The organism is Methylobacterium oryzisoli, assembly GCF_046557895.1.
Classification (GTDB): Bacteria; Pseudomonadota; Alphaproteobacteria; order Rhizobiales; family Beijerinckiaceae; genus Methylobacterium; species Methylobacterium oryzisoli.
Genome location: NZ_JBKIBX010000001.1, coordinates 168,646 through 194,518 on the forward strand (window position 1 = coordinate 168,646; position 25,873 = coordinate 194,518).

Below are 25,873 nucleotides of genomic sequence, written 5' to 3' on the forward strand. Positions count from 1 at the left end.
CCCCACACGGGAAACTCCATGCGGATCGTCCTCGCGGCCCAGGTCGCGCTTCTTCTGCCGCTTCTCGTGCCCACCGGGCTCGCCGCCGAGCCGGCCGGGGGCGTCCGGCTCGCCCCCCATCGTGCCGTCTACGACCTGTCGCTGGCGCGCAGCGGCGGCGCCCGGGCGGTCGAGAGCGCGCGGGGGCGCATCGTGTTCGATTTCTCGGGGGATGCCTGCAAGGGCTGGGCGCTGCAGTACCGGCAGGTGACGGTGCTGGAGAGTTCCGAGAGCGGCACCCGCACCTCGGACCTGCGCAACAACACCTTCGAGAGCGGCGACGGACGCGCCTTCCATTTCCGCACCCAGTCCGACCTCAACGGTGCCGTCCAGGCGCCCGTGGACGGCGACGCCGAGCGCGACGAGAAGGGCCTCTCGGTCAGCCTCAAGCAGCCCAAGCGCGGGCAGGTGACGGTGCCGGGCGAGGTGCTGTTTCCGGCCGCCCACATGCGCCGGCTGATCGAGGCCGCGCGGGCGGGCGAGAAGACCGTGGCCGTGAAGGTCTTCGACGGCTCCGACGACGGCCGCAAGATCTACGACACGCTCGCGGTGATCGGTCAGGGGCGCACCGGGCCGGCCGCCGCGCAGCCGGGCGCCCCGGTCGCCGCCGAGGCGCCGCTGCAGGAGGGCGTGATGGCCTCGATGCCGCGCTGGCCCGTGACCCTGAGCTACTTCTCCAGCGGGGAGGGCGAGCGCACGCCGATCTACGTCCTGTCCTTCGACCTCTACGAGAACGGGATCAGCGGGGCGCTGCGCCTCGATTACGGGGATTTCTCGCTGCGGGGCGACCTCTCGCGCATCGACCTCTCGCCCGAGAGCAAGGATTGCCGGCCCTGAGGGGGGCTCAATCCCGCTTCCCGCCCGGCGCGAAGGAGAGGCCGCGCTGGACCGCCGCCTCGCCGAAGCGCTCGCGCAGGGCGTCCACCGCGGCGGCCCGGCTCGCCTCCCGCAGCACCGCGGAATCCGCCAGGTCCCCCCGATCGGCGTGGACGGCCGGGCAGAGATCGCCCGCCGCGACCCCGATCAGCCGGTAGGCGGTGCCGTCGCAGGCCTGGGCCAGCATCGCCTCCGCGGGGCGGAAGAGGCGCTCGGCGAGCTGGGTCGGGGGCAGGCCCGAGCGGGTGCGGGTGCGCAGGCGGAAGCCCGCATCCTTGAGCTTCAGGGTCACGCTGGCGGCCGCGAGCTCGCTCCGCTTGAGGCGCCGCGCGACCTTCTCGCACAGCCGCCACAGTATCGGCCGCAGGCTGGCGAGGTCGCGCAGGTCCTGCGCGAAGGTGGTCTCGCCCGACACGCTCTTGGCCTCGCGCACCGGCTCCACCCGGCGCCGGTCCTCGCCGCGCGCGAGGCCGAGCAGCCGCCCGGCGTCGCGCCCGAGCGCCGCGTGGAGCCGGCCCGGGTCGACCCGCAGCAGGTCGCCCACCCGCACGACGCCAAGGTCCTTCAGCTTGGCGGCGGCGGCCTGCCCGATGCCGGGCAGGATCCCGACCGGGCGGGGGCCGAGGAAGCCCTGCGCCTCCTCGCGGCCGATCACCGAGAAGCCGCGCGGCTTCTCGAGGTCCGAGGCGATCTTGGCCAGGAACTTGTTGGGCGCCAGCCCGATCGAGACCGTGATGCCGAGATCGTCCTCCACGCGGCGGGCGAAGCGCGCCAGCGTCGCGGCCGGGCTCGCCCCGTGCAGGCGCGCGGTGCCCGCGAGGTCGAGGAAGGCCTCGTCGATCGAGACCGGCTCGACGAGGGGCGTCAGCGCCCGCATCATCGCGCGCACCTCGCGGCCGACCCGGGCGTACTTGTCCATGTCGGGCCGCACCACCACCGCGTCCGGACAGGCTTCGAGCGCCCGGAACATCGGCATGGCCGAGTGCACCCCGTAGGTGCGGGCGATGTAGCAGGCGGTCGCCACCACCCCGCGCCGGCCGCCGCCGACGATCAGCGGACGGTCGCGCAGGGCGGGATCGTCCCGCTTCTCGATCGCCGCGTAGAAGGCGTCGCAATCGACATGCGCGATGGCAAGGGCGTCGCGCTCGGGGTGGTCGAGGAGCCGCGGCGAGCCGCAGTCCCGGCAGCGCGGCCCGGCGCTCCCCGTCCGGCCGCAATCGCGGCAGAGCGCGGCCCCGCTCATGCTCCGAAGGAATCCGGGTCTGGCGGGCCGAGCCGGCGCCACGCGGTCACGATGCGCTCGGGCGGCACGGCGAGCGACCGCGCGCAGGCGAGGAGCAGGTCCTCGTCCGCCACCACGTGATCGAGGATGCCGACGAGCAGGTCCGGGCCGGCCGCGGCGGCGCGCAGGCCCTCGGGCGACAGGCCGGACGTCTCCATGAAGCGCATCAGCCGGCCGGGGTCGGCGGCGACGAAATCGAACACCGCGGCGGCGAGCGTTTCGGCGCCGGAACCGGTGTGTAGTTCGCCCTGTGCGGCTTTCCCACTGGCGTATCGGTCGGATTTGCGTTTCATCAACATGTGCCGCTTAACAGGGACGGAAGGGACAGGCGCCGTCCGGGTGGGGGACGCGGCCCGCCGGCGCCGGAGACAGTGAGCCATGAAGAAGACGGTGCTCATCGTCGAGGACAACGAACTCAACATGAAGCTCTTCAACGACCTGTTGGAGGCTCACGGCTACGCGACCCTGAAGACCGCCAACGGGATCGAGGCGATCGAACTCGCCCGCCGCCACCGCCCCGACCTGATCCTGATGGACATCCAGCTCCCCGAGGTGTCCGGGCTCGAGGTCACCAAGTGGCTCAAAGAGGACGACGAACTCAAGAGCATTCCGGTCATCGCGATCACGGCTTTCGCGATGAAAGGAGACGAGGAGCGCATCCGCGAGGGCGGCTGCGAGGCGTACCTGTCGAAGCCGATCTCGGTGGCGAAGTTCCTCGCCACGGTGCGCACCTTCCTGGGCGACGAGCGCCAGGCTTGAGAAAGGGCCGTCCATGTCGGCACGGGTTCTCATCGTCGACGACCTTTTTCCGAACCTCAAGCTGCTCGAAACCAAGCTCAGCCTCGAATATTTCGACGTCGTCTCGGCCATGAACGGGCCGGATGCCCTCGCGATCTGCGAGAAGGGCCTGTGCGACATCGTCCTGCTCGACGTGATGATGCCGGGCATGGACGGGTTCGAGGTCTGCCGCCGGATCAAGACGACGCCCACCACCGCCCATCTGCCGGTGGTGATGGTGACGGCCCTCGACCAGCCGAGCGATCGCCTGCGGGGGCTCGACGCGGGCGCCGACGACTTCCTCACCAAGCCGATCGACGACACCGCGCTGTTCGCGCGCGTGCGCAGCCTCGTGCGCCTCAAGGCGATGACCGACGAGCTGCGCAGCCGCGCCATGGCCTCGCGCGATTTCGGCTTCGGCGACCCGCTGGCGGCGGCCGCCGCCGAGACCGGGCAGAACGCCCGCCTCCTCATCGTCGACGACCGGCCCTCCTCGGCGGAGCGGATGGCGGGGGCGCTCGGCCAGTTCCACTGCGTCGAGGTGGAGGCCGACCCCCAGGCGGCGCTCGTGCGGGCGACCGAGGGCCAGGTCGACGTGGCCGTGGTGAGCCTCGACCTCGACGGCTTCGACGGCCTGCGCCTGTGCAGCCAGCTGCGCTCGCTCGACCGCACCCGCGGCATCCCGGTGGTGATGGTGGCGGATGCGGGCGACCGCGACCGGATCATGCGCGGCCTCGACCTCGGCGTGCACGACTACCTCGTGCGTCCGGTCGACCGGAACGAGCTCGTGGCCCGGGTCCGCACCCAGGTGCGCCGCAAGCGCTTCGCCGATTCCCTGCGCGAATCCGTCCAGGCCTCGATGGAGCTCGCGGTGGTGGACGGGCTGACCGGACTGCACAACCGGCGCTACCTCGACGCGCATCTCGCCGGCCTCTTCGCGGAATCCGCCCTGCGCGGGCGCCCGGTCTCGGTCCTCCTCCTCGACATCGACCGCTTCAAGACGATCAACGACCGCTTCGGCCACGACGCGGGCGACGAGGTGCTGCGCCAGTTCGCCGAGCGCATCCGCGCGCACACCCGCGGCATCGACGTCGTGGCGCGGTTCGGGGGCGAGGAGATCGTGGTGGTGGTCCCCGATACCGGGCTCGACGGGGCGCAGCAGGTGGCCGAGCGCATCCGCGAGCGCATCGAGGCGATGCCGTTCCCGATCCATGGCGGCACGCGCAGCATCGACGTGACGGTCTCGATCGGCGTGGCGGTGCGGCTGCCCGACGATGGCGGGCCCGCGAGCCTTCTGAAGCGCGCCGACACCGCCCTCTACCGGGCCAAGAACGAGGGCCGGAACCGCGTGGTGGCGGCCGCCGCCTGAGGCGGAGGCCCCTGAGGGCGCGGCGCACTGTCGCAGCGTTCCGGGCCGGGTGATGCCGCGACGTCGCCGCGACGCTCCAGGCCCTTGATTCCAGCCGCATCTTTTCAGTGCCGCCGGATCAACCTTGACAGTATAGCCGAAGTCGTTCCGCCTGATCTTCGCGCATGCATTGGCGTGAAGTCCGTAGCATCCTGGGTCGACCGCAGCGTGCGAGTGTTGAACCTCGCATCGACAGGATGTCCACCATGGAACATCAGCCGCTTCGTCACCTTCGCGACATCGCCGACGTCGAGCCGGGTCCGGTCCTGCTCGAAGGCCGCCGGGCCCGGCTCGAGCGGTGGGCCGAGATCCTCGAACGCGAGCCGGCGCGCCTGTTCACGACCCTCGAGGAGATCGAGTTCGTGCCGCGCCGGATGCGTGCCGCGATCCGCGCCGACAACTCGCCCATCGCCTACGCGTATGCCGACCCGGTCCTGCGCGCGAGCGGGCTGTCCGGCGACACGTTCGGGGATGCGCGCAGCTTCTTCGAACTCGGGACCGGCGAGGCCCACCATCTGCTGTGCTCATGCGTGAACGGGCGCAGCGTCACGGGCTTCGCGACCGCGCGGCGCCTGCGCCGCCTCGCCACCCGGCGCCCGGGCCTGTGGCTCGCCTACGGCTGCGCGGCCGGCCTCGCGGGCCTGCCCAGCCTCTTCTACCTGTTCGGGTGAGGCCCGAAACGGCGAAGGCCGCCCCGAAACGGCGAAGGCCGCCCGGTCCCCCGGGCGGCCTTCGCGGTCGTGATCGCGGCGCGGGGCTCGCGCCCGCGTCGGGCTTACTTGATCTTGGATTCCTTGAACTCGACGTGCTTGCGCGCGACGGGGTCGTACTTCTTGAACGACAGCTTATCGGTCTGCGTGCGCGAGTTCTTCTTGGTGACGTAGAAATAGCCCGTGTCGGCGGTCGAGACGAGCTTGATCTTGACGGTGACGGCCTTGGCCATGACGCGACCTCAGTTGGGGACAGGGATGCGTCCGGACGACCCAAACGCAAAAGGGCCGGGATAGCCCGGCCGAAACGCGGCGCCTGAATGCCCGATCCGCCCAAGAGCGTCAAGCCGGACTCGGCGTCAAGCCGGGCTGGCGTCAAGCCGGGCTCGCCCGGACCACGCGCAGGCCGACCACCACGAGGTAGGCGCCGAACAGGAGCGCGAGCGACCACGCGAAGCCGTGCGGCGAGGCGAGGTCCATGCCGCCGCCGACGATCGGGGGGCCGAGCACGAGGCCGACATTGTAGAGCACCAGGAAGGCGGCGTTCGCGCCCGCCAGCGCCGCGCCCGTGAAGCGCGCGCCGAGATGCGCGAGGCCGACCGTGTAGAGCGTGCCGGCGATGCCGCCCCACACGAACAGGATGGCGCCGAGCAGCAGCGGCTGCCCGGCGCCCAGCGGCAGCATCAGCGCGCCGAGGCCCCCGACGGCGCTGGCCGCCAGCAGCAGGCGGCGGCGGTCGACGTGGTCGGAGAGGAGGCCGACCGGGATCTGAAACAGCACGTTGCCGAGCGCCGCGAGGCTGACCAGCCCCGCCGCCTGCTCCGCCGTCAGGCCAAGCCGCAGGCCGTAGATCGGCAGGATGGCGAAGCCCCCGGTCTCCACCGCCCCGTAGACCAGGGCGGCCAGCGTCGCCGAGGGCGCGACCCGCAGGTAGCTGAGGAAGCCCCGGCCTCCCTTGCGCGGGATCTCCGGCGAGAGGCCGCGCGCCAGGAGGAGCGGCAGGGCGCCGGCGCCGAACAGAACCGCCCCGGCGACGTAGGGCGTCCAGCCCCGGGTGCCGAGCAGCCCGAGCAGGCCCGGCCCGATCGCGAAGCCGAGCGCCAGCACGGTGGCGTAGACGCCCATGACGAGCCCGCGCCGGGCCGGCGGGGCCGCCTGGTTGATCCAGAACTCGGACAGCACGAACAGCACCCCGAGCGCGGCCGAGAACGCGAAGCGCAGCGGGAACCACCACGCCACGTCGAACAGGGCCTTGAAGCCCAGCAGCGACATCGCCCCGACCGCGATCGCCCCGAGGAGCAGCGGCAGCACGCCGAGCCGGGCGGCGACCCGCGGCACGAAGGGCACCACCAGGATGCTGGAGACCCCCGCGACGGCGGTGTTCACGCCGATCATCGTGTTCGACAGGCCCATCCGCTCCATCTCGAGCGAGAGGAGCGGGATCGACAGGCTCAGGCCGATGCCCACCACCGCCACGCAGGCGATCGCTGCCGCGATGGCGGCGATGCCGGATCTGTCGAAGGCGTGCGTGGTGGCGTCCATGCTGGTCCTGGCGGCCCGGGGCGGGCGGCCCGATATGGCGCGGAACCGGCCGCGGGGCCAGGGCGCCTCACGGGTGGCCGCCCTGCGTTCGGCAGGATGGCGCGGTGCAAGGCGGTCGCGACGTCTGCACGCGCCAAGAGGCCGATCGACCCAAGAGCGCGATCGACCCGAGCGCGCGATCGACCGAGGCGTCCTCGTCCCGTCAGAGGTCGTGCATTTCGGGTTGGATTGGAGCCTGATCGTCGTGGTTGGGTCAGCGGAGGTCTTCGCAGGCGAGCGACGGTCGAACGCAGCGCAGCCGCCCGCGCGCCAAGGGAGGTATCGTGGCCGACGAACAGGACGGATCACCGGCTGGGCCGCTGGACCGGGCCCTCGCGATCCTGATGGTCATCGCCGAGCAGAAGAAGGCTCTGTCGTCTGCGGAGATCGCCGCCGCGCTCGCGCTGCCGCTGCCGACGGCCCATCGCCTCATCGGCAATCTCGAACGTCGGGGCCTGATCCAGAAGGCGCTCGGCACGAAGCGCTACGTCGTCGGCAGCAGGCTCGTCACGCTCTCGGCCAAGACGATCGGGGCCGCGTTCCGCACCGTACGCCGGCAGGCCGTCCTGAGCGCCGTGGCCGATCGGATCGGCGAGCAATGCGAGATCGGCGTCGTGCGCGACCATGCCGTGGTCTACGTCGACAGCGTGCGGTCGAAGGAACAGCAGGGCCTGCAGTTCAATCCGAGTGACTCCGCGCCACTGCACTGCACGTCGACAGGCAAGATCTACATGAGCCGGCTGCCGGCCAAAATAAGAAATCGGTTGGTTCGGTCATTAGCGCTTGTTCGTTACACGCCGACGACGATCGTCGACCCCGACGAGCTGCTGGCCGGTCTCGAAGACGTGCGGCGCAGAGGCTGGGCCAAGACCAACGAGGAGTTCGTTCGGGGTGTCGTGGGCTGCGCCGTGCCGATCGTCTCACCGGCAGGCGACCTCATCGCCTGCCTGGGCGTGTCGGTGCCGGTGGCGCGCGTCGGCTTCGCAAGGCTCGATACCTTCATCGGTCCCCTGCAGGAGGCGGCGGCCCTGCTCTCCGAGACGATCCTGCAGGACAACGAGGATCTCTAGAATTCTCGATTTTCGGAATTATTGCTCTCGTTTTTCGAGGCGCTATCTCGACGCGCCGTGCACGTTGTGTATTTTCAAGGCGCCCAACCGAAACGACCAAATCCTCAGCAGGATGCGCGGTTTCGGGTCGCAAAGATCGTGAGACTGAGCGAAGACGGCCGCCGGCTCGGCCCGGCGCGAATGCTTCGCCATGTCCGCTCTGCCAGAGGTGAGCATGAGCCAGCACTACGATGTTGCCGCTGTCCGTCGGGCGTTCCCGGCCGCCGAGCACGTGGTCTACCTCGACAGCGGCTTCCAGACCCCTCTCTCCCGCCCGGTGAAGGAGGCCTACGAGCGTTTCCTGCAGGAGAGCTTCGAGACGGCCGGCCCGAAGCAGGTCTGGCTCAATCGTCTGGAGGAAACCCGCGCCAAGGTGGCGGCCCTCCTGGGCGCCGAGCCGCACGAGATCGCCTTCACGAAGAACACCTCGGAGAGCATGAACATCGCCGCCAACGCGCTCCCGCTGCGGGCCGGCGACAAGGTTTTGATGATCGAGGGGGATCATCCCAACAACGCCTATGCCTTCCTCAACCTGCAGAGGAAGGGCGTGGAGATCATCTTCATCCCGATGACCGAGGTGGTGAACGGGGAGAGCTTTCGGCCGCATATCGACGACCGGACGCGGGCGATTTCCATGTCGCACGTCACCTTCCACGCCGGACACCGGTTCGACGTGGAGAGCGTCGGCGAACTCTGCGCGCAGCACGGCCTCTACTTCGTCGTGGACGTGATGCAGAGCATCGGCGTCGTGCCGATCGATGCCAAGGCGATGAAGGCCACCTTCATCGGCTCGGGCACGCACAAGGGCCTGTTGGTGCCGCAGGGGCTCGGCCTGCTCTACTGGGACGCGAGACGGATTGAGCTGGAGCCGGCCTATCTGGCGGCCGCGAGCCTCGCCAGCCCGCCGGCCGATTTCATCGCGCGCGCCGACAACATGGCCCTGCCGGCGACCGCCGGGCGGTTCGAACTCGGCAACTTCAACCTGCCGGCCATCCAGGGGCTCGCCGCTGCGCTCGATCTCATCGGCCAGGTCGGGATCGAAAACATCCGGAAGCACTGCTTCGACCTCGGCGACGATCTGATCGAACGGCTCGACGGGCTCGGCGTGGGCGTGGTCGGCCCGCGCGAGCGGCAGCACCGCGCGCCGCACATCTACGTCATCGCGCTGCCGGCGGCGGACTGGCTCGATTACTTCGCCCGCACCGGCATCCGGGTCTCGCCCGAGCGGGACGGCATCCGGGTGTCCCTCGGCATGTTCAACACCACGGCCGACATCGATCGGCTGGTCGAGGCCATCCGCGCCAGGAATACGCCGGCGACGCCGCAGGCCCGCACCGCCGTCCTGTCGCAGCTCGGGTAACCCGCCGAAGGACGCCTCCACCCCGTCCCGGCACGGCGCCCGGACGAATCCGCATCCCTCGAGAGGAGAAAAGCCATGGTCCCAGGTCGCGGTCTCGCGCGAGCGTCCTGCGCGCTCGTCCTCGGTCTCGCCACGACCGCCGTCTCCGCCGAGAGCCCGACGCTGGCCAAGATCAAGCGCAACGGCAGCGTGACGCTCGGCTACCGCGAGGCCTCGATCCCGTTCTCGTATCTCGGCGCGGACCAGAAACCGGTCGGCTTCTCCCTCGATCTGTGCGCGCAGGTCGTGGCCAAGATCAAGAGCGACCTCAAGCTCGATACCCTCGCGGTCAAGCTCCAGCCGGTCGATTCCACCAATCGCATCCCGCTCATCCAGAACGGGACCATCGACATGGAATGCGGCGCCACCTCCAGCAGCGTCGCCCGGCTCAAGCAGGTCGCCTTCACGGTCGCGATCTTCGTGTCATCGGCACGGTGGCTGACCAAGGCCTCGTCCGGCATCCACGACGTCAAGGGTCTCGACGGCAAGAGCGTCGTCGCCACGCAAGGCTCGAACGCGGTCGGCTTCGCGTTCGGCATCAAGGCCAAGGGCGGCACCTTCAACGTCATCCAGGCCAAGGATCACGGCGAATCCATGCTGACGCTGCAGAGCGGGCGTGCCGCGGCGTTCATGGAGGACGACATCCTGCTCGCCAGCCTGAAGGCGCGCACGCCCGATCCCGCTGCCTTCGCGTTCCTGCCCGAAACCTACACCCTGGTGCCCTACGCCCTGATGCTGCCCAGGGACGACGCGGAGCTCAAGACGCTGGCGGACGGTGTCCTGAAGGACATGATGGCCTCGGGAGCGTTCACCCAACTCTACGCCAAGTGGTTCGAGAGCCCGATCCCGCCCCGCAACGAGAACCTGAACTTCCCGATGTCCGAAGCCCTCAAGGAGCGCGTTGCCCATCCGAGCGACTCGGTCGATTTCTGAACCCGAGGCCGCGTTCGGCACGGGGGCGGTCGCCCGTGCCCCCTGAACGGCCGTCCCTGCCCGGGCCGGGCGCATCGACCACGAAACGCGTCGTTTTCGATCGGACAGGCGAGGCGGTTTCTGCCGGGCCGCCCAGCAAGCCGGCACGGTAGCCAGCGGAGGGTGGCGCGGGTTACGCTCGGTCAGATTCGCGTCGGACCGCACCCATGGCCATCGAGGGTCACGCCAACGAGAAGTACGTCACCGGCCACTGCCTCGGCACCTCGCGCGGCCGGGGCTGGACGAACGTGCTGGCCGAGCGCTGGAGCCATGCACGCGGCGAGCTGCCGTCCGTGCTGCCGCGCGACACCGAGCTTGCCGTGTTGTTGAGCGAGGCCACCCTCGTCGATCGCGAGGGGGCAGGCCTGAAGCAGCGCACCCACGGACGGCGCGGCACGGCGTGGCTGTGCCCGGCGGGCATCCGCGAGGAGTACATCGACTTCAAGCAGCCGCTCCGCGACTGCCTGCACATTTTCCTGCCCGCCCACCCCTTCGCCACGACGGTCGAGCAGGATTTCGGGATCGACCCCGCCAGGGTGGCGCTGCGCTACGATGTCATCGCACACGACCCGTTCATCGAGCAGGTCGCCATTCAGATCGCGCGCGAGCTCGACCATCAGACGGCGGCGGGGACGCTGCTGGTCGAAGGGCTCGGCCAGGCGCTATCGGCCTACCTCATCACGCACTGCGCCGAGACCGGCCTGAGGGCCAAGCCGCCGCCCTGCCGGGAGAAACCGCTGGATGAGCGGCGAGAACAGCGGGTGCTGGCGTTCATCGAGGCGCATGTTGCGCAATCCTTCACGGTCGCCGAGCTGGCGGCCGTGGCCTGTATGAGCCCCGCTCACTTCGCCCGCAGCTTCAAGCAGACGTTCGGCATGGCACCCCACGCCTATGTCAGTGCGAAACGGCTTGAGCTGGCGCGGCAGCTCCTCGGCAGCCGCGCCCACGATCTCGCTGCGGTCGCGACCGCAGCAGGGTTCTCGAACGCGTCGAACTTCGCCCGCGCGTTCAAGCAGGCCACCGGCCGGACTCCGGCGGAGTACCGGCAGCTCAACCTGGCGCCGGCTCCATCGAGCAGGCGCTAAGCATCATTCGCCGAAGTGGTCACCGGTTCGGCGGCGGAAATGATGCAATATCAAAAGACTAAGCAGACTTGCCCCGGGCAATTCTGCTTAGTTGTCGCCCTTTGACACCCTGGCCTCATAGGCGGGAAGGTCGAGCAGGCCTTCCTGCTCGGCGCGGGCGCGGTCCTCGTCGTGGAGCACATCCTGCACCATGTCGAGGCGCTTCCAGAGCGCCAGCGGCGTCTTCTGGCCGGGCTTCGGCACGTACTTGGATTGATCGACGCGCTGGAACTTGTGGACGTAGCGCGGGCAGTTCACCCATGCCTTCGTGACGTCGATCCGCACGGCGTACTGCGCCTCGGTCCAGCTCGCCATGATCGGATCGTCGCGCAGCATGGTCGCCGTGCCCTGCACGCGCACCCGGTGGGGCGTCTCGAAGTCGATGAACAGCAGGCCGACCTTGGGCTGTCCCACGATGTTGCCGACCGAGTAGAACATGCCGTTGCCGTCGAACCCCGGAAAAACCAGGGTGTTGCCGTCCATCACGCGCACCAGCCCGACCGGGCCGCCCTTGTAGGAGACGGTCGGCATGCCGTCCGGATCGACGGTGGAGAGGAAGAAGAAGTCGCGCGATTCGATGAAGGTCCGCTCGTCGGGGCCGATCTCGTCGTGAACCCACTTGGTATCAAGCAGTTCGGCGAGCTTGACGGTGTCGAACTCCTCCTGCAGGCGGCGGTGCTGTTCGTAGTACAATGAGCCCATCGAGCGCCACTCCCGGACGTTTTCTGGTCGGGGACAGGCTGTCGCGTGCATGGGGGTCTGTCTGCATCCGGACCTGCGATAGGCAATTCCGATCCTGCGAAACCGCGCGCACGCCTGGCCGCACGACGGAAGCGGCGCGGCGGGTCCGGTGGTGGATGCCGCTTCTATCGTGACGCTCGCAGGCGCGCATCGGGCGCCGGATCGAGACCGGGACATTCCACGATCCGCACTGCCGCCCGGCCGGCGACCCGCTCCGGCGGATCGAAGCCGAGCCTCAAAGCTCCTCCCGCGTGTGCCGGCCCCGCACCTCGCGGAAGAACGGCACCGGCAGGAACGGGCTGAAGCCCGCGGCGAGGCGCGCCTCCAGTTCGTCGAGGACGATGTGGGTGATGCGCGGCAGGTCGAGCTTGCGGGCCTCGGCGAAGCTGACCCAGGCGAGTTCGGTGAGTTCGGCCTCGGGGCCGACGAAGCCGGGCGTCTCGCCCGCGACGGCGCTGCGCTTCACCGCGAAGAAGCGGGTGTCGAAGCGCTTGGGCCGCGCGGGCGGGGTGATGGCGCGCGCCACGAACTGCACCGCTTCGAGGTCGGGGATGATGCCGGCCTCGCGGAAGGCCCCCCAGGGACCGTCCGGCGCCGTCTCGGGCGGGCCGTAGTCGCGGGTGCCGATCATCAGGCCGGTCTCTTCGTAGGTCTCGCGGATGGCCGCGAGGGCGAGCGCCCGGCCGAGATGGTGGGGCGGGCGCGTCACCCGCGCGGCGAGCGCGGCCTCGGCCCGGTCGTTGAGGGTGCCCACCACCGGCATGTGCCGGTCTTCGAGCTCGATCCGCCCGCCCGGGAAGACGTACTTGCCCGGCATGAACTTGTGGCCGTGATGGCGCCGGCCCATCAGCACGGTCGGCACCTTGCCGGAATGGTCGAGGATGATGAGGGTGGCGGCGTTCTTCGGCCGCAGCGCGGGGGGGCGGGCCGGCGCCCGCTCAGGCGCGGCGGAGGCCAGAGGTCCTTCGGTCTGCGTCGTCTCGGCCGTCGCGCGCGCCATCCGCCGTCTCCCCGCTCATGGCCGGGCCTTGACCGACCCCTCGGCCGGGCTCTCGGCCGGCTCAGCCCGCCCGCGGCGTATCGCGGCGAAGCCGTGCATGCCAAGTGCGTATTGCAGCCCGACCACCGCTCCCTTCACGGGCTGGAGCAGCGCCAGCGCCATCGCCAGGGTGAGAGCCGGCCAGACCGCGAGCTGCATGGCGAGCGGCACCTCGAAGCGCATCTCGGTTTCAAGGATTGCCAGGCCGACGACGTGGCCGACGATGAAGATCACGAGGTAGGGCGGCAGATCGTCGGCGCGGTGGTGGTGGAGTTCGGTGCCGCAGGCCTCGCAGGCGTCGCGCACCTTGAGGAAGCGCCCGAACACCCGGCCCTCGCCGCAATGCGGGCAGCGGTTGCGGAAGCCGCGCGCCATGGCGGTATGCCAGGGCACCTCAGGCGCCGGTGCCGCCGCCGCCCGGGCGGCCTCGCCGTCGATCTCGATCACGCCCGCTTCCCCCGCCGCTTGGTCAGGCTCTCGCGCCGCTCCGGCGTCGGGCGGCCCTTGCGCAGGCCGCGCCGGGGCGCGGGCGCGCGGGCGCCCTCCGACACCACCTCGAAGCGCAGCGCGCCGGCCACGGGCGCCGCCTCGACGAGGCGGACCTCGATCCGGTCGCCGAGCCGGAAGCTCTCGCCGCTGCGCTCGCCCACCAGGGCGTGGCGGTCCGGCTCGAAGCGGTAATAATCCGCGCCGAGCGTGGAGACCGGCACGAAGCCGTCCGCCCCGGTCTCGTCGAGCTTGACGAACAGGCCGGCGCGGGTCGCCCCCGAGATCTGGCCCGCGAAGGTGGCGCCGATCCGGTCGGCGAGGTGCTGGGCGATCAGCCGGTCGATGGTCTCGCGCTCGGCCGCCATCGCGCGCCGCTCCGCCGTCGAGATCTGCTGGCCGATCTCGGCGAGGTCCGCCGCCGCCATGTCCGGCAGCCCGTCGGGGCCGAGGCGCAGCGCCCGGATCAGGGCGCGGTGCACCACGAGGTCGGCGTAGCGCCGGATCGGCGAGGTGAAGTGGGCGTAGCGGCGCAGCGCGAGGCCGAAATGCCCCGCATTCTCCGGTGCGTAGACGGCCTGCGCCTGCGAGCGCAGGATCACCTCGTTGATGAACAACTGGTGCTCGGTGCCGTCCACGAGGCCGAGGATGCGGTTGAACAGGGAGGGGCGCAGGATCCCCTCCTTCGGCAGCTTGATGCCGATGGAGGCCAGCACCTCGCCGAGCGCCCGCATCTTTTCCAGCGACGGCTCGTCGTGCACCCGGTAGATCAGGGCCTGCGCCTTCGCCTCCAGCGTCTCGGCGGCGGCGACGTTGGCCTGGATCATGAACTCCTCGATCAGGCGGTGGGCCTCCAGCCGCTGGGGCACCACCACCCGGTCGACCCGCCCCTCCGCGTCCAGGATCACCTTGCGCTCGGGCAGGTCGAGGGCGAGGGGCCCGCGGGCGTCGCGCGCCTTGGCGAGCAGGCGGTAGGCCGCCCAGAGCGGACGCAGCACCGGGGCCAGCAGCGGCCGGGTGACGTCGTCCGGCTGCCCGTCGATGGCTCCTTGCGCCTGCCCGTAGGCGAGCTTGGCGGCCGAGCGCATCATCACGCGGTGGAAGCTGTGGCGCGCCTTGCGCCCGTCCGGCCCGATCACGAGCCGCACCGCGAGGGCCGGGCGGTCCTCGCCGGGGCGCAGCGAGCAGAGGTCGTTGGAGATGCGCTCGGGCAGCATCGGCACCACCCGGTCCGGGAAGTAGACCGAGTTGCCGCGCACCAGCGCCTCGCGGTCGAGCGCGCTGCCGGGCCGCACGTAGGCGGCGACGTCCGCGATCGCCACCGTGACGACGAAACCGCCGACATTGTCCGGGTCAAGGTCCGGCTCCGCCATCACGGCGTCGTCGTGGTCCTTGGCGTCCGGCGGATCGATGGTGACGAGGGGCCGCTCGCGCCAATCCTCGCGCCCGTCGAGGGAGGCCGGTCCGGCCCGCTCGGCCTCCTCCAGCACCTCGCGGGGAAAAACGTGCGGGATGCCGTGGGCGTGGAGCGCGATCAGGCTGACGGCCTTCTCGGAGGCGAGCGAGCCCAGCCGCTCCTTCACGCGGCCCTGCGGCAGGCCGAGGCGGCCCTCGCGGGAAAGCGTGACGCTGACGAGGTCGCCGTCGCGCGCCTCGCCCTCCTGGCCCGCGGGAATCGCGATCTCGCGCCCCTGCGCGCGCTTGTCGACCGGCAGCACGCGGCCGCCGCCCTTCTCCAGGGCGCGGTAGACGCCGAGCGCCTCGGCCTTGTTGCGGCCGAGCAGCTTGACGACGCGGCCGACGTAGCGGCCCGGCGCCTCGCGGTCGGGCTCGACGCGCAGCAGCGCCCGGTCGCCGAGGCCGGGGGCCGGCTGCCCCCCGGCGCGGCGCCCGCGCGGCATCATCACGAGGATCTTCGGGACCGGGCCGGCCTCGGCATCCCACTGCGCCGGACGCGCCAGCAGCTCGCCGTCGCGGTCGCGCCCGTCGATGTCGGCGACCAGCACGGGCGGCAGGCGCCCGGCCTTGCGCAGGCCCGCCCGGTCCTTCTCGACCAAGCCCTCCTCGGCGAGATCCTTCAGCATGCGCTTCAGCTCGACCTTGTCGGCGCCCTTCAGGCCGAAGGCCTGCGCGATCTCGCGCTTGCCGACCTTGGCGGAGGCGTCGTCGATGAAGGCGAGCACGGCCTCGCGGGAGGGGAGGGCGCCGTGCTGGGACGGTTTGGGATGCGTGCGCTTGGCCAACGGAGACTCAGAGCGGGGGGCGGAAGGGGGCGGACGGGCACGGCGAACGCGCGTGCCGTGCGCGAGCGGCCCGATCCACCGATATGGGACGCCTGACGCGGGCGGGCAACCGGCTGAGCCGGGACGTCCACGAGTGGTCCGCCCGTGTCGCCAGCGCGCCGGGTCGGATTTTATGCTACCACCATCGGCGACCCAAGCGATGAGGCGCCGGCCATGCGATCGGCTGAGAAGATCAGCATCACCATGACCCCCGAACAACTGCGCGCTGTCCGCGAGAGCGTCGAGGCCGGCGAGTACGCCTCGACCAGCGAGGTGGTGCACGAGGCCGTACGCCTCTGGCAGCGCCAGCGCCGGGAGGACGCCGAGCGACTGGACGCCATCCGCGCCCGAATCCGCCGATCCGCCGACGACCCACGCCCCTCCGTCAGCCTCGACGAGGCCCGCGCGCGCATCAAGGCGCTCCATGCGGACGTCGTGACGGCGCAGCGGCATGAAGCGCCTTGAGGTCGCATTCCGCGCCGAAGCCGACGACGACCTCTCGCAGATCTATCTCTGGGTCTACGAGGCGAGCCGGAGCCCGCAGGTGGCGGAGCGCTTCCTCGACCGGCTCATCGGCCGGTGCGAACGCATCGGCGACGCACCCCTCGGCGGCCGACGACGCGACGACCTCGAACCTGGCCTGCGGACGGTTCCGTTCGAGCGAACGGCCGTGATCGCCTATCGGGTCGAGGGGGACCGGGTGCTGATCACCAACGTGTTCTACGGCGGACGGGATTTCGAGGCTTTGTACCGCGGGCAGGAGACGCCGGACTGAGCGGCCGCAGCACGCGAAGCCGGAGCATCCGGCTCGGCGGTGCAGATCCTCGCCGGGGCGCCAGCCGAAAGCGTGCCGAGACGGGGGGCGGAGCGATCCGCCCCCCGTCTCGCCGATCCCGAGGGATCAGAGCGAGTAGTAGTGGACGAACTCGATCGGGTGCGGCGTCATTTCGAAGCGCATCACCTCGGTCATCTTCAGCTCGATGAACGAGTCGATGAAGTCGTCGTTGAACACGCCGCCAGCCTTCAGGAACTCGCGGTCCGCGTCCAGGCTGTTGAGGGCCTCGCGCAGCGAGCCGCAGACGGTCGGGATCTCCTTCAGCTCCGCCGGGGGCAGGTCGTAGAGATCCTTGTCCATCGCCGGGCCGGGATCGATCTTGTTCACGATGCCGTCGAGGCCCGCCATCAGCATCGCCGCGAAGGCGAGGTACGGGTTGGCCATCGGGTCGGGGAAGCGCACCTCGACGCGCTTGGCCTTCGGCGAGGTCGTCCACGGGATGCGGCAGGAGGCCGAGCGGTTGCGGGCCGAGTAGGCCAGCAGCACCGGCGCCTCGTAGCCCGGCACCAGCCGCTTGTAGGAGTTGGTGGACGGGTTGGTGAAGGCGTTGAGCGCCTTGGCGTGCTTGATGATGCCGCCGATGTACCAGAGGCATTCCTGGGAGAGGTCGGCGTACTTGTTGCCGGCGAACACCGGCTTGCCTTCCTTCCAGATCGACTGGTGGACGTGCATGCCCGAGCCGTTGTCGCCGTAGACGGGCTTGGGCATGAAGGTCGCGGTCTTGCCGTAGCTCTGGGCGACGTTGTGGATGCAGTACTTGTAGATCTGCATCTGGTCGGCCATCAGCGTCAGCGTGTCGAACTTCATGCCGAGTTCGTGCTGGGCGGACGCCACCTCGTGGTGGTGCTTCTCGACCTTGACGCCCATGGATTGCATGGCGGCCAGCATCTCGCCGCGCATGTCCTGGGCCGAATCCTGCGGCGGCACCGGGAAGTAGCCGCCCTTGATCTGGACCCGGTGGCCGAGGTTGCCGCCCTCGTACTCGGTCTGACCGTTGATCGGCAGTTCGACGGAGTCGAGCTTGAAGCCGGTGTTGTAGGGATCGGCCGAGAAGCGCACGTCGTCGAAGACGAAGAACTCGGCCTCGGGGCCGACGAAGATGGTGTCGCCGATGCCGCTCGCCTTGACGAAGGCCTCGGCCTTCTTGGCGATGCCGCGCGGGTCGCGGCCGTAGGGCTCGCCGGTGCCGGGCTCCAGCACGTCGCAGACGATCGACATCGTCGAGGCGGAGAAGAACGGATCCATGCAGGCGGTCGCCGGATCCGGCATCAGCAGCATGTCGGACTCGTTGATCGCCTTCCAGCCGGCGATCGAGGACCCGTCGAACATCGTGCCTTCGGCGAAGATGTCCTCGTCGACGAGCGAGACGTCGAAGGTGACGTGCTGCCACTTGCCGCGCGGATCGGTGAAGCGGAAATCGACGTACTTGACGTCGTTGTCCTTGATTTCCTTGAGGACTTCCGATGCGGTCTTGGCCATTCTGTCTGGATCCCTTCCTAGAACCGGCACGCAGGCCGTCAGTCACCCGCGGTCCGCCCGCGCGACCGCGACAGTCGCTCGCTGGCAGTCGCTGAAGCGGAACGAGGTCAGATCGCGTCGGCGCCCGTCTCGCCCGTGCGAATGCGGATGGCTTCTTCGATCGACGACACGAAGATCTTGCCGTCGCCGATGCGGCCCGTCTGCGCGGATTTGCGGATTGCGTCAACCGCGCCTTCGACCAAGTGATCGGGCAGGACGATCTCGAGCTTCACCTTCGGCAGGAAGTCGACCACGTACTCGGCGCCGCGGTAGAGTTCCGTGTGCCCCTTCTGGCGGCCGAAGCCCTTCGCCTCGATCACGGTGATGCCCTGGAGGCCGACTTCCTGAAGGGCCTCCTTCACCTCGTCGAGCTTGAAGGGCTTGATGATCGCTTCGATCTTCTTCATGCCGGGCGGGCCTGGTTCTGCAACGGTTCCGGCGGCATTCCTACCATCGCGCTTCGCCGACCGCCACGGGGTTTTCCGGGGTGATTTCGGTGGAATCGCCTGTGGGTTGGGCCGTTTCTGCCCGTTTGTTAAGCAATCCTTCGCCGGAACCCGGCCCTGCCTCCGGCGCGCCGACGAATGCCCCTGCAGGAGGATGCCATGGATGGAACCGTGCTGCTCACCACGGCGCAGATGCGCGAGGCGGATGCGGGCGCGATCGCGGCGGGCATCCCCGGCTTCACGCTGATGCAGCGGGCCGGTGCCGCCGTGGCGGCGCGGGCGGAGAGCCTCGTGGGCGAGGGCGCCCGCATCCTCGTGCTCTGCGGCCCGAGCAACAACGGCGGCGACGGCTTCGTGGCGGCCCGCGACCTCGCGGCGGCCGGGCGCGCGGTCGACCTCGCCCTGCTCGGCCCCCGCGAGGCGCTGGCGGGCGACGCCGCGCAGGCCGCCGCGGCCTGGACCGGGCCGGTCGCGGACGCGGCGGGCGCCGACCCCGCCGGCTACGCCCTCGTGATCGACGCGCTGTTCGGGGCCGGGCTCGCGCGGCCGCTGGAGGGGGCGGCCTGCGCGCTCATCGAGCGGCTGAACCGGGCCGGCGTGCCGGTGCTGGCGGTCGACGTGCCCTCGGGGCTCGACGGCGACACGGGCATGCCCCGCGGCCTCGCCGTGCAGGCGCGCGAGACCGTGACCTTCGCGCGCCTCAAGCCCGGCCATCTGCTCCTGCCCGGCCGCTCCCTGTGCGGGCGCATCACGCTCGCCGGGATCGGCATCCCGGACGCGGTGGTGGACGGGCTCGGCGCGCGCGCCTTCGCCAACGGGCCGTCCCTGTGGCGCGCGGCCTTCCCGCGCCTCACGGATGCGAGTCACAAGTACACGCGCGGGCACGCGCTCGTGGTGTCGGGGCCGGCGACCCGCACGGGCGCGGCGCGGCTCGCCGCCCGCGGGGCGCTGCGGGTCGGGGCGGGCCTCGTCACCGTGGCCTCGCCCCCGACCGCGCTCGCCGAGAACGCCGCCCACCTCACGGCGATCATGCTGCGCCCCTGCGCCGGGGCCGACGACCTCGAGGACATGCTGGCGGACGAGCGCCTGAACGCCATCGCGGCCGGCCCCGGGCTCGGCACCGGCGGGGCGACGCGGGAGATCGTGCGCGTGGCCGCCGAGGCCGGCCGCGCCCTCGTGCTCGACGCGGACGCGCTCACGAGCTTCGCGGGCCGCGCCGGCGACCTCGCCGGCCACCTGCGCGAGGGCGGCGCGCAGGCGGTGCTCACCCCGCATGCGGGCGAGTTCGCGCGCCTGCTGGGCGGGGTCGCGGCGGTGCCGGACGGGTCCAAGCTGGAGCGTGCGCGGGCCGCCGCCGTCTTCCTGGGTGCCGTCCTGGTCCTCAAGGGGGCCGACACCGTGGTGGCGGCGCCCGACGGCCGGGCGGTCATCAACCACAACGGCGCGCCCTGGCTCGGCACCGCCGGGTCGGGCGACGTGCTGACCGGCCTCGCCGCCGGGCTCCTCGCCCAGGGCATGCCGGCCTTCGAGGCCGCCGCCGCGGCGGTGTGGCTCCACGGCGAGGCCGGGCGCCGCCACGGCCCCGGACTGATCGCCGAGGACCTGCCCGAGCTGATGCCGGGGGTGCTCGCCCGCCTGACCGGGTTCGAGGCGCCCGCCTGAGGCGGGCACCCGCCTTTGCCGGGCACCCGCCTTTGGCGGGCCGTCAGGTCACCTCGAAGGAGGTCCACAGGCCGGTGTCGAAGCGCTCCAGGGCGGTGGCGCTGATGAGCCAGCGGCCCGGATTGTCGGCCTGGAAGGCGATGCGGGCGGTGCGCCCTTCGAGGAGCTGGAACGTGTCGAGCCAGTAGGGCTCCCAGCCGTCGTCGAGCGGGTGCAGCAGCCGGAAGACGTGCCCGTGCAGGTGCAGGAATTGCGGGAAGGCCGTCTGGTTGGCCAGCGCCAGCACCACCACGCTGCCCCGCTTCACCGAGAACAGCGGGGCGCTTCCCGCCGTGCCGGCGGCCCCGTTGACGGTCCAGATCCGCGTCGGATCGCCGGTGTAGCTCGGCGGCGCGTCGGGCTTGGCCTTGTCGAGGCTCGCCCCGCCCGCGATGGCGAGGTCGCGCCGCACGGCGTTCTGCAGCTTGATCTCGGGCGGCAGCAGCCGGTTCTCGCCGATCGGCGCCACCGGCGGGCGCGCCGGCACGGATTCGCCCTTGGCCGCCACCACGGCGAGCGGGATGCCCTGCGCGATCAGGGCCGTCACCGCGCCCTTGCCCTCCGCCGGCACGTCGAGGAGCACGTCGTAGCGGGTGCCAGGCGGGAACGGCAGGGTGGCGCGCAGCGGCTCGAAGGTGTCGGTGGGCTGGCCGTCCACCGCCACGACCCAGACCTTCAGCCCGTCGAAGCGGATGCGGGTCGCGCGGGCGTTGCAGCCGTTGGCGAGCCGCAGCCGCAGCCGCGTGCCGGGCGCCGCCTCGATGGTCTCGGGCACCGGCCGGCCGTTCACCGTGAGCGCGTTGCCGAGCCGGCCGGCGCTCGCCGCGAAGGCGACCTGCCCGAAGGGCGCGAGGCTCCCGTCCGGCTCCAGGCGCCAGTCCTGCAGCAGCAGCGGCACGTCGCGGTCGACCACCGGGGGCTTGGCCTCCTCGACCACCAGCATCCCCGCGAGGCCCCGGCCGCCCGGCTCGCTCGATCCGCCGACCACGAGGGGGCGGATCAGGAAGGTGCCGGCATCCGGGGGCGTGAACTCGTACAGGAAGCTCGCGCCGGGCTGCACCGGCGCCTGGGTCACGCCCCCGACCCCGTCCATGGCGTTGCGGTTGCGCACGCCGTGCCAGTGCAGCGAGAGCGGCTTGTCCGTCCGGTTGTCGAGGCGCAGCCGCACCGGCTCGCCGAACTTGGTGCGCAGCACCGGCGGCACGCTCCGGCCGTCGAAGGACCAGACCGGGGTCTCGGGCGCCGGGTCCGGCCGCAGCCGCGCGGTCGCGGGCGCCGCCGTCAGCGCCCGCGGCTCGGTCGGGGGCGGCGTCTGCGCCCGGGCGCCGGGCGGCCGGACGGCCGGCACCAGGGCGAGGGCGGCCCCCGCGAGGAGCGCGCGGCGGGTGGGCGGGGTCGACGGCGGCATGGCACCTCGCTGGGGGTCGGCAACGTGTGGGTCGCCCGCCTTGATAGCGATCCGTCCGCCCCCGCGCGAGCGCCCGGCAGCAGCCCCAAAATTCTTGCTGCGCCGGCCCGGGACCATGCTATAGAGCGCCGCCCGAGCGCCGCGGCGAACCCGGGCGCGCGCGTGGCGGGCGTGGCGGAATTGGTAGACGCGCTGGATTTAGGTTCCAGTGACGATGAGTCGTGGGGGTTCGAGCCCCTCCGCCCGCACCAGTTCCCCGGACACGCCCGCGCCGCAGGACTCGTCCCGCGCCGCGGGGCGACACGACGGAATGGCTTCTCACATCAGGGCCGGCCCGCCTGACTGACGGTTCCCGCCGTGACGGCTCCTCTCGCCGTCCGGGTCCGCAGGCGGTCCGCAGGATTCAAGGGCGGAACGACGACGATGCAGGTGACCGAGACCAAGTCCGAGGGGCTCAAGCGCGAATTCCAGGTGGTGCTCGCGGCGGCCGAACTCGAAGACCGGCTCACGAACGAACTCGCCGGGATCAAGGACAAGGTCCAGCTGAAGGGCTTCCGCCCCGGCAAGGTGCCGGTGGCGCACCTGCGCCGGGTCTACGGCCGCTCGATCATGGCCGACGTGGTGCAGAACGCCGTCACCGAGGCCAACCAGAAGATCGTCGAGGACAATAAGCTCAAGCTCGCCCTCGAGCCCCGGATCGAGATGCCGGAGGACAAGGACGAGATCGAGAAGGCGCTCGACGCCAAGGCCGACCTCGCCTTCAAGGTCGCCCTCGAGGTGATGCCGACCTTCGACCTCGTCGACCTGTCGGACGTCAGCCTGACCAAGCCCGTCGCCACCGCCTCGGACGAGGAGGTGGAGGCCGCCATCACCCGCATGGCCGAGCAGAACCGCTCGTTCGACGACCGGCCCGAGGGCGAGGCCGCGCAGAGCGGCGACCGTGTGGTGATCGACTTCGTCGGCCGCATCGACGGCGAGGCGTTCGAGGGCGGCAGCGCCGAGGACGCCAACCTCGACCTCGGCTCCAACACCTTCATCCCGGGCTTCGAGGACCAGCTCGTCGGCGCCAAGGCCGGCGAGGCCCGCACCGTCACGGTGACCTTCCCGGAGGCCTATCCGGCCGCGAACCTCGCCGGCAAGGAAGCCGCCTTCGACGTGACCGTGAAGGCCGTGCAGGCCCCGGCCGAGACGAAGATCGACGACGAGCTCGCCAAGGCGTTCGGGCTCGACAGCCTCGACGCCCTCAAGGAGGCGGTGCGCACGTCCCTCTCGCAGGAGCTCGAAGCGCAGTCCCGCCGCCGGGTGAAGAAGGCGCTGCTCGACGCGCTCGATTCGCGCTACGCCTTCGAGCTGCCCCCGAGCCTCGTGCACCAGGAATTCGCCGCCGTCTGGGCCCAGGTCGAGAACGACCTCAAGAGCCGCGGCAAGACCTTCGCGGACGAGGGCACCACCGAGGAGCAGGCGCAGGCGGAGTACCGCCGTATCGCCGAGCGCCGGGTGCGCCTCGGACTCGTCCTTGCGCAGGCCGGCGAGAGCGCCGATATCAAGGTCTCGGACGATGAGGTGAATCAGGCGCTCATCGCCCGGCTGCGCCAGTTCCCGGGGCAGGAGCGGGAGGTCTACGACTTCTACCGCAAGAACCCCCAGGCGATGGCCGAGCTGCGGGCGCCGCTGTTCGAGGAGAAGGTGGTTGACCACGTCCTCGGGCAGGTCAAACTCGTCGAGGAGCCCGTCTCGAAGGAGGCGCTGTTCGCCGACGACGAGGAGGGTGCGGCCCCGGCCGCAGAGCCCTCGTCCGAGGAGACCGCGAAGAACGAGACCGGCGCGGCCTGATCCGGCCCGCGGCCCGCGCACGGGCGGCGGACCGGGCGGGCCGAGGCGCTCCCGATCCGCCGACACCCCGGCCGCAGCGGCGCGGCCGGGTTTCCCACTCGCAGGGCCACCCCGATGAGAGATCCCGTCGATTATTACAACAGCGCGCTCGTGCCCATGGTGGTCGAGCAGTCGAGCCGCGGCGAGCGCGCCTTCGACATTTACTCGCGCCTGTTGCGCGAACGCATCATCTTCCTGACCGGGCCGGTCGAGGACTACTCCGCCTCGCTGATCGTGGCGCAGCTGCTGTTCCTCGAAGCCGAGAACCCGAAGAAGGAGATCTCCTTCTACATCAACTCGCCGGGCGGCGTGGTCACCTCCGGCCTGTCGATCTACGACACGATGCAGTTCATCCGCTGCCCCGTGGCGACGCTCTGCGTCGGCCAGGCGGCCTCGATGGGCTCGCTCCTGCTGGCGGCCGGCGAGGCCGGCCACCGCTTCGCCCTGCCGAACGCCCGGATCATGGTGCACCAGCCCTCCGGCGGCTTCCAGGGCCAGGCCACCGACATCCTGATCCACGCCCGCGAGATCGAGGCCCTGAAGCGGCGCCTCAACGAGATCTACGTCAAGCACACGGGGCGCGACTACGACGCCATCGAGCAGGGCCTGGAGCGCGACAACTTCATGACCGCGGACGCGGCCAAGGAGTGGGGCCTGATCGACGAGGTGCTGCAGAAGCGGGCCGAGGCGCCCGCCGCCTGAGCCGGAACGCCACCGGTCCCCTCGGGATTATCCGAGCCCGGACGCGATGCGGCCTTTTGGCGAGGCCGTGTCGCTTTCGTGGGATTGATCCGGAGGTGGCTGCGTGTTTGCATCGCGATTCTGCGTCGGGCACCCGGCCGCGTGGGCGAAGGCGGTGACTGTTTCTTTAGCCGGGTGCCACTATCTAGAGGGACGCGGCCCTCGCCCTCGGGGCGATGGCCCGTCGGGGACTTGGAGACCCATATGAGCAAGGCTGGCGGCAACGACTCGAAGAGCACGCTGTACTGCTCGTTCTGCGGCAAGAGCCAGCATGAGGTCCGCAAGCTGATCGCGGGCCCGACCGTCTTCATCTGCGATGAGTGCGTCGAGCTGTGCATGGACATCATTCGCGAGGAATCGAAGTCCTCGCTGGTGAAGTCGCGGGACGGCGTACCAACCCCCAAGGAAATTCGGCGAGTCCTCGATGATTACGTCATCGGGCAGGACTTTGCCAAGAAGGTCCTGTCGGTTGCGGTGCATAACCACTACAAGCGCCTGGCGCATGCGACCAAGCACAACGACGTCGAGCTGGCGAAGTCCAACATCCTGCTGATCGGCCCGACCGGGTCGGGCAAGACGCTGCTGGCCCAGACGCTCGCCCGCATCCTCGACGTGCCCTTCACGATGGCCGACGCCACGACGCTCACGGAAGCCGGCTACGTCGGCGAGGACGTCGAGAACATCATCCTGAAGCTGCTCCAGGCCTCCGACTACAACGTGGAGCGGGCGCAGCGCGGCATCGTCTACATCGACGAGATCGACAAGATCTCGCGCAAGTCCGACAACCCGTCGATCACCCGGGACGTCTCGGGCGAGGGCGTGCAGCAGGCGCTCCTCAAGATCATGGAAGGGACGGTGGCGAGCGTGCCGCCCCAGGGCGGGCGCAAGCACCCGCAGCAGGAATTTCTGCAGGTCGACACGACGAACATCCTGTTCATCTGCGGCGGCGCCTTCGCGGGGCTGGAGCGGATCATCTCGGCCCGCGGCAAGGGCACGTCGATCGGCTTCGGCGCCACCGTCCAGGCCCCGGACGACCGCCGCACCGGCGAGATCTTCCGCAACGTCGAGCCGGAGGACCTGCTGAAATTCGGGCTGATCCCCGAATTCGTCGGCCGCCTGCCGGTGCTCGCGACCCTCGAGGACCTCGACGAGGTCGCGCTCAAGCGGATCCTGCAGGAGCCCAAGAACGCGCTCGTCAAGCAGTACCAGCGCCTGTTCGAGATGGAGAACGTCGACCTCACCTTCCAGGAGGAGGCGCTCACCCTCGTCGCCCGCAAGGCGATCGAGCGCAAGACCGGCGCCCGCGGCCTGCGCTCCATCCTGGAGAGCATCCTCTTGGAGACGATGTACGACCTGCCCGGGCTCGACTCGGTGGAGCAGGTGGTCATCGGCCCGGAGGTGGTCGATGGCAAGGCGCGGCCCCTCTACATCCACGGGGACCGCAACAAGGACGCTCCGCCCGCGAGCGTCAGCGCCTGACGGCTCTGGAGGGCCGCCGCGATGCGGCGGCCCTTCGCGTCTCAACCC

The 25,873-nt window shown here is 70.7% G+C and carries 25 protein-coding genes and 1 tRNA gene; 15 read left to right on the forward strand and 11 right to left on the reverse strand.

Features of this window, described 5'->3' with window-relative positions; genetic code table 11:
- Window positions 1-18 precede the first annotated feature (18 nt).
- A complete protein-coding gene (locus ACKUB9_RS00845) occupies window positions 19-876 on the forward strand; it encodes a cell envelope integrity EipB family protein (protein ID WP_407518669.1) in 858 nt (285 codons plus the stop codon).
- A 7-nt stretch (window positions 877-883) separates the two neighbouring features.
- Here the strand turns inward: ACKUB9_RS00845 and ACKUB9_RS00850 are convergent, their stop codons facing one another.
- Together ACKUB9_RS00850 and ACKUB9_RS00855 are read right to left on the reverse strand one after the other, a co-directional pair.
- On the reverse strand, window positions 884-2,158 hold the full coding sequence (locus tag ACKUB9_RS00850; protein WP_407518670.1) for a DNA polymerase IV: 1,275 nt from the start codon (window positions 2,156-2,158) through the stop codon (window positions 884-886).
- Window positions 2,155-2,490 carry a DUF3572 domain-containing protein gene (locus ACKUB9_RS00855; protein ID WP_407518671.1) on the reverse strand — a complete coding sequence of 112 codons (336 nt, stop codon included), beginning with the start codon at window positions 2,488-2,490 and terminating at the stop codon, window positions 2,155-2,157. Before ACKUB9_RS00855 ends, ACKUB9_RS00850 begins: the two co-directional genes overlap by 4 nt.
- Window positions 2,491-2,575: 85 nt before the next feature.
- Between ACKUB9_RS00855 and ACKUB9_RS00860 the strand changes: the two genes are divergently transcribed.
- The 3 genes from ACKUB9_RS00860 to ACKUB9_RS00870 all read left to right on the forward strand — a co-directional run bounded on the left by ACKUB9_RS00860 (window position 2,576) and on the right by ACKUB9_RS00870 (window position 5,053).
- Window positions 2,576-2,956, forward strand: coding sequence for a response regulator (locus tag ACKUB9_RS00860; RefSeq protein WP_238233426.1), 381 nt, complete (start codon window positions 2,576-2,578; stop codon window positions 2,954-2,956).
- A 13-nt stretch (window positions 2,957-2,969) separates the two neighbouring features.
- Window positions 2,970-4,343 (forward strand): PleD family two-component system response regulator, encoded by a 1,374-nt coding sequence (locus ACKUB9_RS00865; protein ID WP_407518672.1) that lies wholly within the window; start codon window positions 2,970-2,972, stop codon window positions 4,341-4,343.
- Between the two features lie 245 nt (window positions 4,344-4,588).
- Window positions 4,589-5,053: a hypothetical protein gene (locus tag ACKUB9_RS00870; RefSeq protein ID WP_407518673.1), complete on the forward strand. Its 465-nt coding sequence runs from the start codon at window positions 4,589-4,591 to the stop codon at window positions 5,051-5,053.
- 104 nt (window positions 5,054-5,157) lie between these two features.
- On the opposite strand, the gene rpmG is transcribed toward ACKUB9_RS00870, so the two are convergent.
- Entirely contained in the window at window positions 5,158-5,325 is a 168-nt protein-coding gene (rpmG, locus tag ACKUB9_RS00875; protein WP_127731156.1) for a 50S ribosomal protein L33, read from the reverse strand.
- A 142-nt stretch (window positions 5,326-5,467) separates the two neighbouring features.
- Window positions 5,468-6,634: an MFS transporter gene (locus ACKUB9_RS00880; protein WP_407518674.1), complete on the reverse strand. Its 1,167-nt coding sequence runs from the start codon at window positions 6,632-6,634 to the stop codon at window positions 5,468-5,470.
- Between the two features lie 323 nt (window positions 6,635-6,957).
- Between ACKUB9_RS00880 and ACKUB9_RS00885 the strand changes: the two genes are divergently transcribed.
- The 4 genes from ACKUB9_RS00885 to ACKUB9_RS00900 all read left to right on the forward strand — a co-directional run bounded on the left by ACKUB9_RS00885 (window position 6,958) and on the right by ACKUB9_RS00900 (window position 11,238).
- Entirely contained in the window at window positions 6,958-7,743 is a 786-nt protein-coding gene (locus ACKUB9_RS00885; RefSeq protein WP_407518675.1) for an IclR family transcriptional regulator, read from the forward strand.
- Window positions 7,744-7,957: 214 nt separating this feature from the next.
- Window positions 7,958-9,142 carry an aminotransferase class V-fold PLP-dependent enzyme gene (locus tag ACKUB9_RS00890; RefSeq protein ID WP_407518676.1) on the forward strand — a complete coding sequence of 395 codons (1,185 nt, stop codon included), beginning with the start codon at window positions 7,958-7,960 and terminating at the stop codon, window positions 9,140-9,142.
- A gap of 75 nt (window positions 9,143-9,217) precedes the next feature.
- Window positions 9,218-10,114 carry an amino acid ABC transporter substrate-binding protein gene (locus ACKUB9_RS00895; RefSeq protein WP_407518677.1) on the forward strand — a complete coding sequence of 299 codons (897 nt, stop codon included), beginning with the start codon at window positions 9,218-9,220 and terminating at the stop codon, window positions 10,112-10,114.
- Between the two features lie 206 nt (window positions 10,115-10,320).
- On the forward strand, window positions 10,321-11,238 hold the full coding sequence (locus ACKUB9_RS00900) for an AraC family transcriptional regulator (protein WP_407518678.1): 918 nt from the start codon (window positions 10,321-10,323) through the stop codon (window positions 11,236-11,238).
- Between the two features lie 87 nt (window positions 11,239-11,325).
- On the opposite strand, the gene ACKUB9_RS00905 is transcribed toward ACKUB9_RS00900, so the two are convergent.
- From ACKUB9_RS00905 to rnr, 4 genes are all read right to left on the reverse strand, one after another.
- Entirely contained in the window at window positions 11,326-11,979 is a 654-nt protein-coding gene (locus ACKUB9_RS00905; protein ID WP_407518679.1) for a pyridoxamine 5'-phosphate oxidase family protein, read from the reverse strand.
- 274 nt (window positions 11,980-12,253) lie between these two features.
- Window positions 12,254-13,018 carry an NUDIX hydrolase gene (locus tag ACKUB9_RS00910; RefSeq protein WP_407518680.1) on the reverse strand — a complete coding sequence of 255 codons (765 nt, stop codon included), beginning with the start codon at window positions 13,016-13,018 and terminating at the stop codon, window positions 12,254-12,256.
- A gap of 15 nt (window positions 13,019-13,033) precedes the next feature.
- Window positions 13,034-13,432 carry a DUF983 domain-containing protein gene (locus tag ACKUB9_RS00915; protein WP_407519083.1) on the reverse strand — a complete coding sequence of 133 codons (399 nt, stop codon included), beginning with the start codon at window positions 13,430-13,432 and terminating at the stop codon, window positions 13,034-13,036.
- 68 nt (window positions 13,433-13,500) lie between these two features.
- A complete protein-coding gene (rnr, locus tag ACKUB9_RS00920) occupies window positions 13,501-15,786 on the reverse strand; it encodes a ribonuclease R (RefSeq protein ID WP_407518681.1) in 2,286 nt (761 codons plus the stop codon).
- Window positions 15,787-15,999: 213 nt separating this feature from the next.
- Between rnr and ACKUB9_RS00925 the strand changes: the two genes are divergently transcribed.
- Window positions 16,000-16,290, forward strand: coding sequence for a ribbon-helix-helix domain-containing protein (locus ACKUB9_RS00925; protein WP_407519084.1), 291 nt, complete (start codon window positions 16,000-16,002; stop codon window positions 16,288-16,290).
- Window positions 16,277-16,600 carry a type II toxin-antitoxin system RelE/ParE family toxin gene (locus tag ACKUB9_RS00930; protein ID WP_407518682.1) on the forward strand — a complete coding sequence of 108 codons (324 nt, stop codon included), beginning with the start codon at window positions 16,277-16,279 and terminating at the stop codon, window positions 16,598-16,600. Before ACKUB9_RS00925 ends, ACKUB9_RS00930 begins: the two co-directional genes overlap by 14 nt.
- A 126-nt stretch (window positions 16,601-16,726) precedes the next feature.
- On the opposite strand, the gene glnA is transcribed toward ACKUB9_RS00930, so the two are convergent.
- Window positions 16,727-18,139: a type I glutamate--ammonia ligase gene (glnA, locus tag ACKUB9_RS00935; protein ID WP_407518683.1), complete on the reverse strand. Its 1,413-nt coding sequence runs from the start codon at window positions 18,137-18,139 to the stop codon at window positions 16,727-16,729.
- Window positions 18,140-18,246: 107 nt separating this feature from the next.
- Window positions 18,247-18,585, reverse strand: coding sequence for a P-II family nitrogen regulator (locus ACKUB9_RS00940; RefSeq protein WP_015933704.1), 339 nt, complete (start codon window positions 18,583-18,585; stop codon window positions 18,247-18,249).
- Between the two features lie 198 nt (window positions 18,586-18,783).
- Here ACKUB9_RS00940 and ACKUB9_RS00945 point away from each other — a divergent pair, with 198 nt between their 5' ends.
- The gene (locus ACKUB9_RS00945) at window positions 18,784-20,286 is read left to right on the forward strand and encodes an NAD(P)H-hydrate dehydratase (RefSeq protein WP_407518684.1); all 1,503 of its coding nucleotides are present in this window, start codon (window positions 18,784-18,786) and stop codon (window positions 20,284-20,286) included.
- A 43-nt stretch (window positions 20,287-20,329) separates the two neighbouring features.
- Here the strand turns inward: ACKUB9_RS00945 and ACKUB9_RS00950 are convergent, their stop codons facing one another.
- Complete coding sequence (locus ACKUB9_RS00950) at window positions 20,330-21,733, reverse strand: multicopper oxidase family protein (protein WP_407518685.1); 1,404 nt, start codon at window positions 21,731-21,733, stop codon at window positions 20,330-20,332.
- 165 nt (window positions 21,734-21,898) lie between these two features.
- Here ACKUB9_RS00950 and ACKUB9_RS00955 point away from each other — a divergent pair.
- The 4 genes from ACKUB9_RS00955 (at window position 21,899) to clpX (ending at window position 25,825) form a co-directional block, all read left to right on the forward strand.
- Window positions 21,899-21,984, forward strand: a tRNA-Leu gene (locus ACKUB9_RS00955).
- A 172-nt stretch (window positions 21,985-22,156) separates the two neighbouring features.
- Complete coding sequence (gene tig / locus ACKUB9_RS00960; RefSeq protein WP_407518686.1) at window positions 22,157-23,566, forward strand: trigger factor; 1,410 nt, start codon at window positions 22,157-22,159, stop codon at window positions 23,564-23,566.
- Between the two features lie 114 nt (window positions 23,567-23,680).
- Complete coding sequence (locus tag ACKUB9_RS00965; protein ID WP_407518687.1) at window positions 23,681-24,307, forward strand: ATP-dependent Clp protease proteolytic subunit; 627 nt, start codon at window positions 23,681-23,683, stop codon at window positions 24,305-24,307.
- Between the two features lie 243 nt (window positions 24,308-24,550).
- Entirely contained in the window at window positions 24,551-25,825 is a 1,275-nt protein-coding gene (gene clpX / locus ACKUB9_RS00970) for an ATP-dependent Clp protease ATP-binding subunit ClpX (RefSeq protein ID WP_238233440.1), read from the forward strand.
- Window positions 25,826-25,873: the final 48 nt, after the last annotated feature.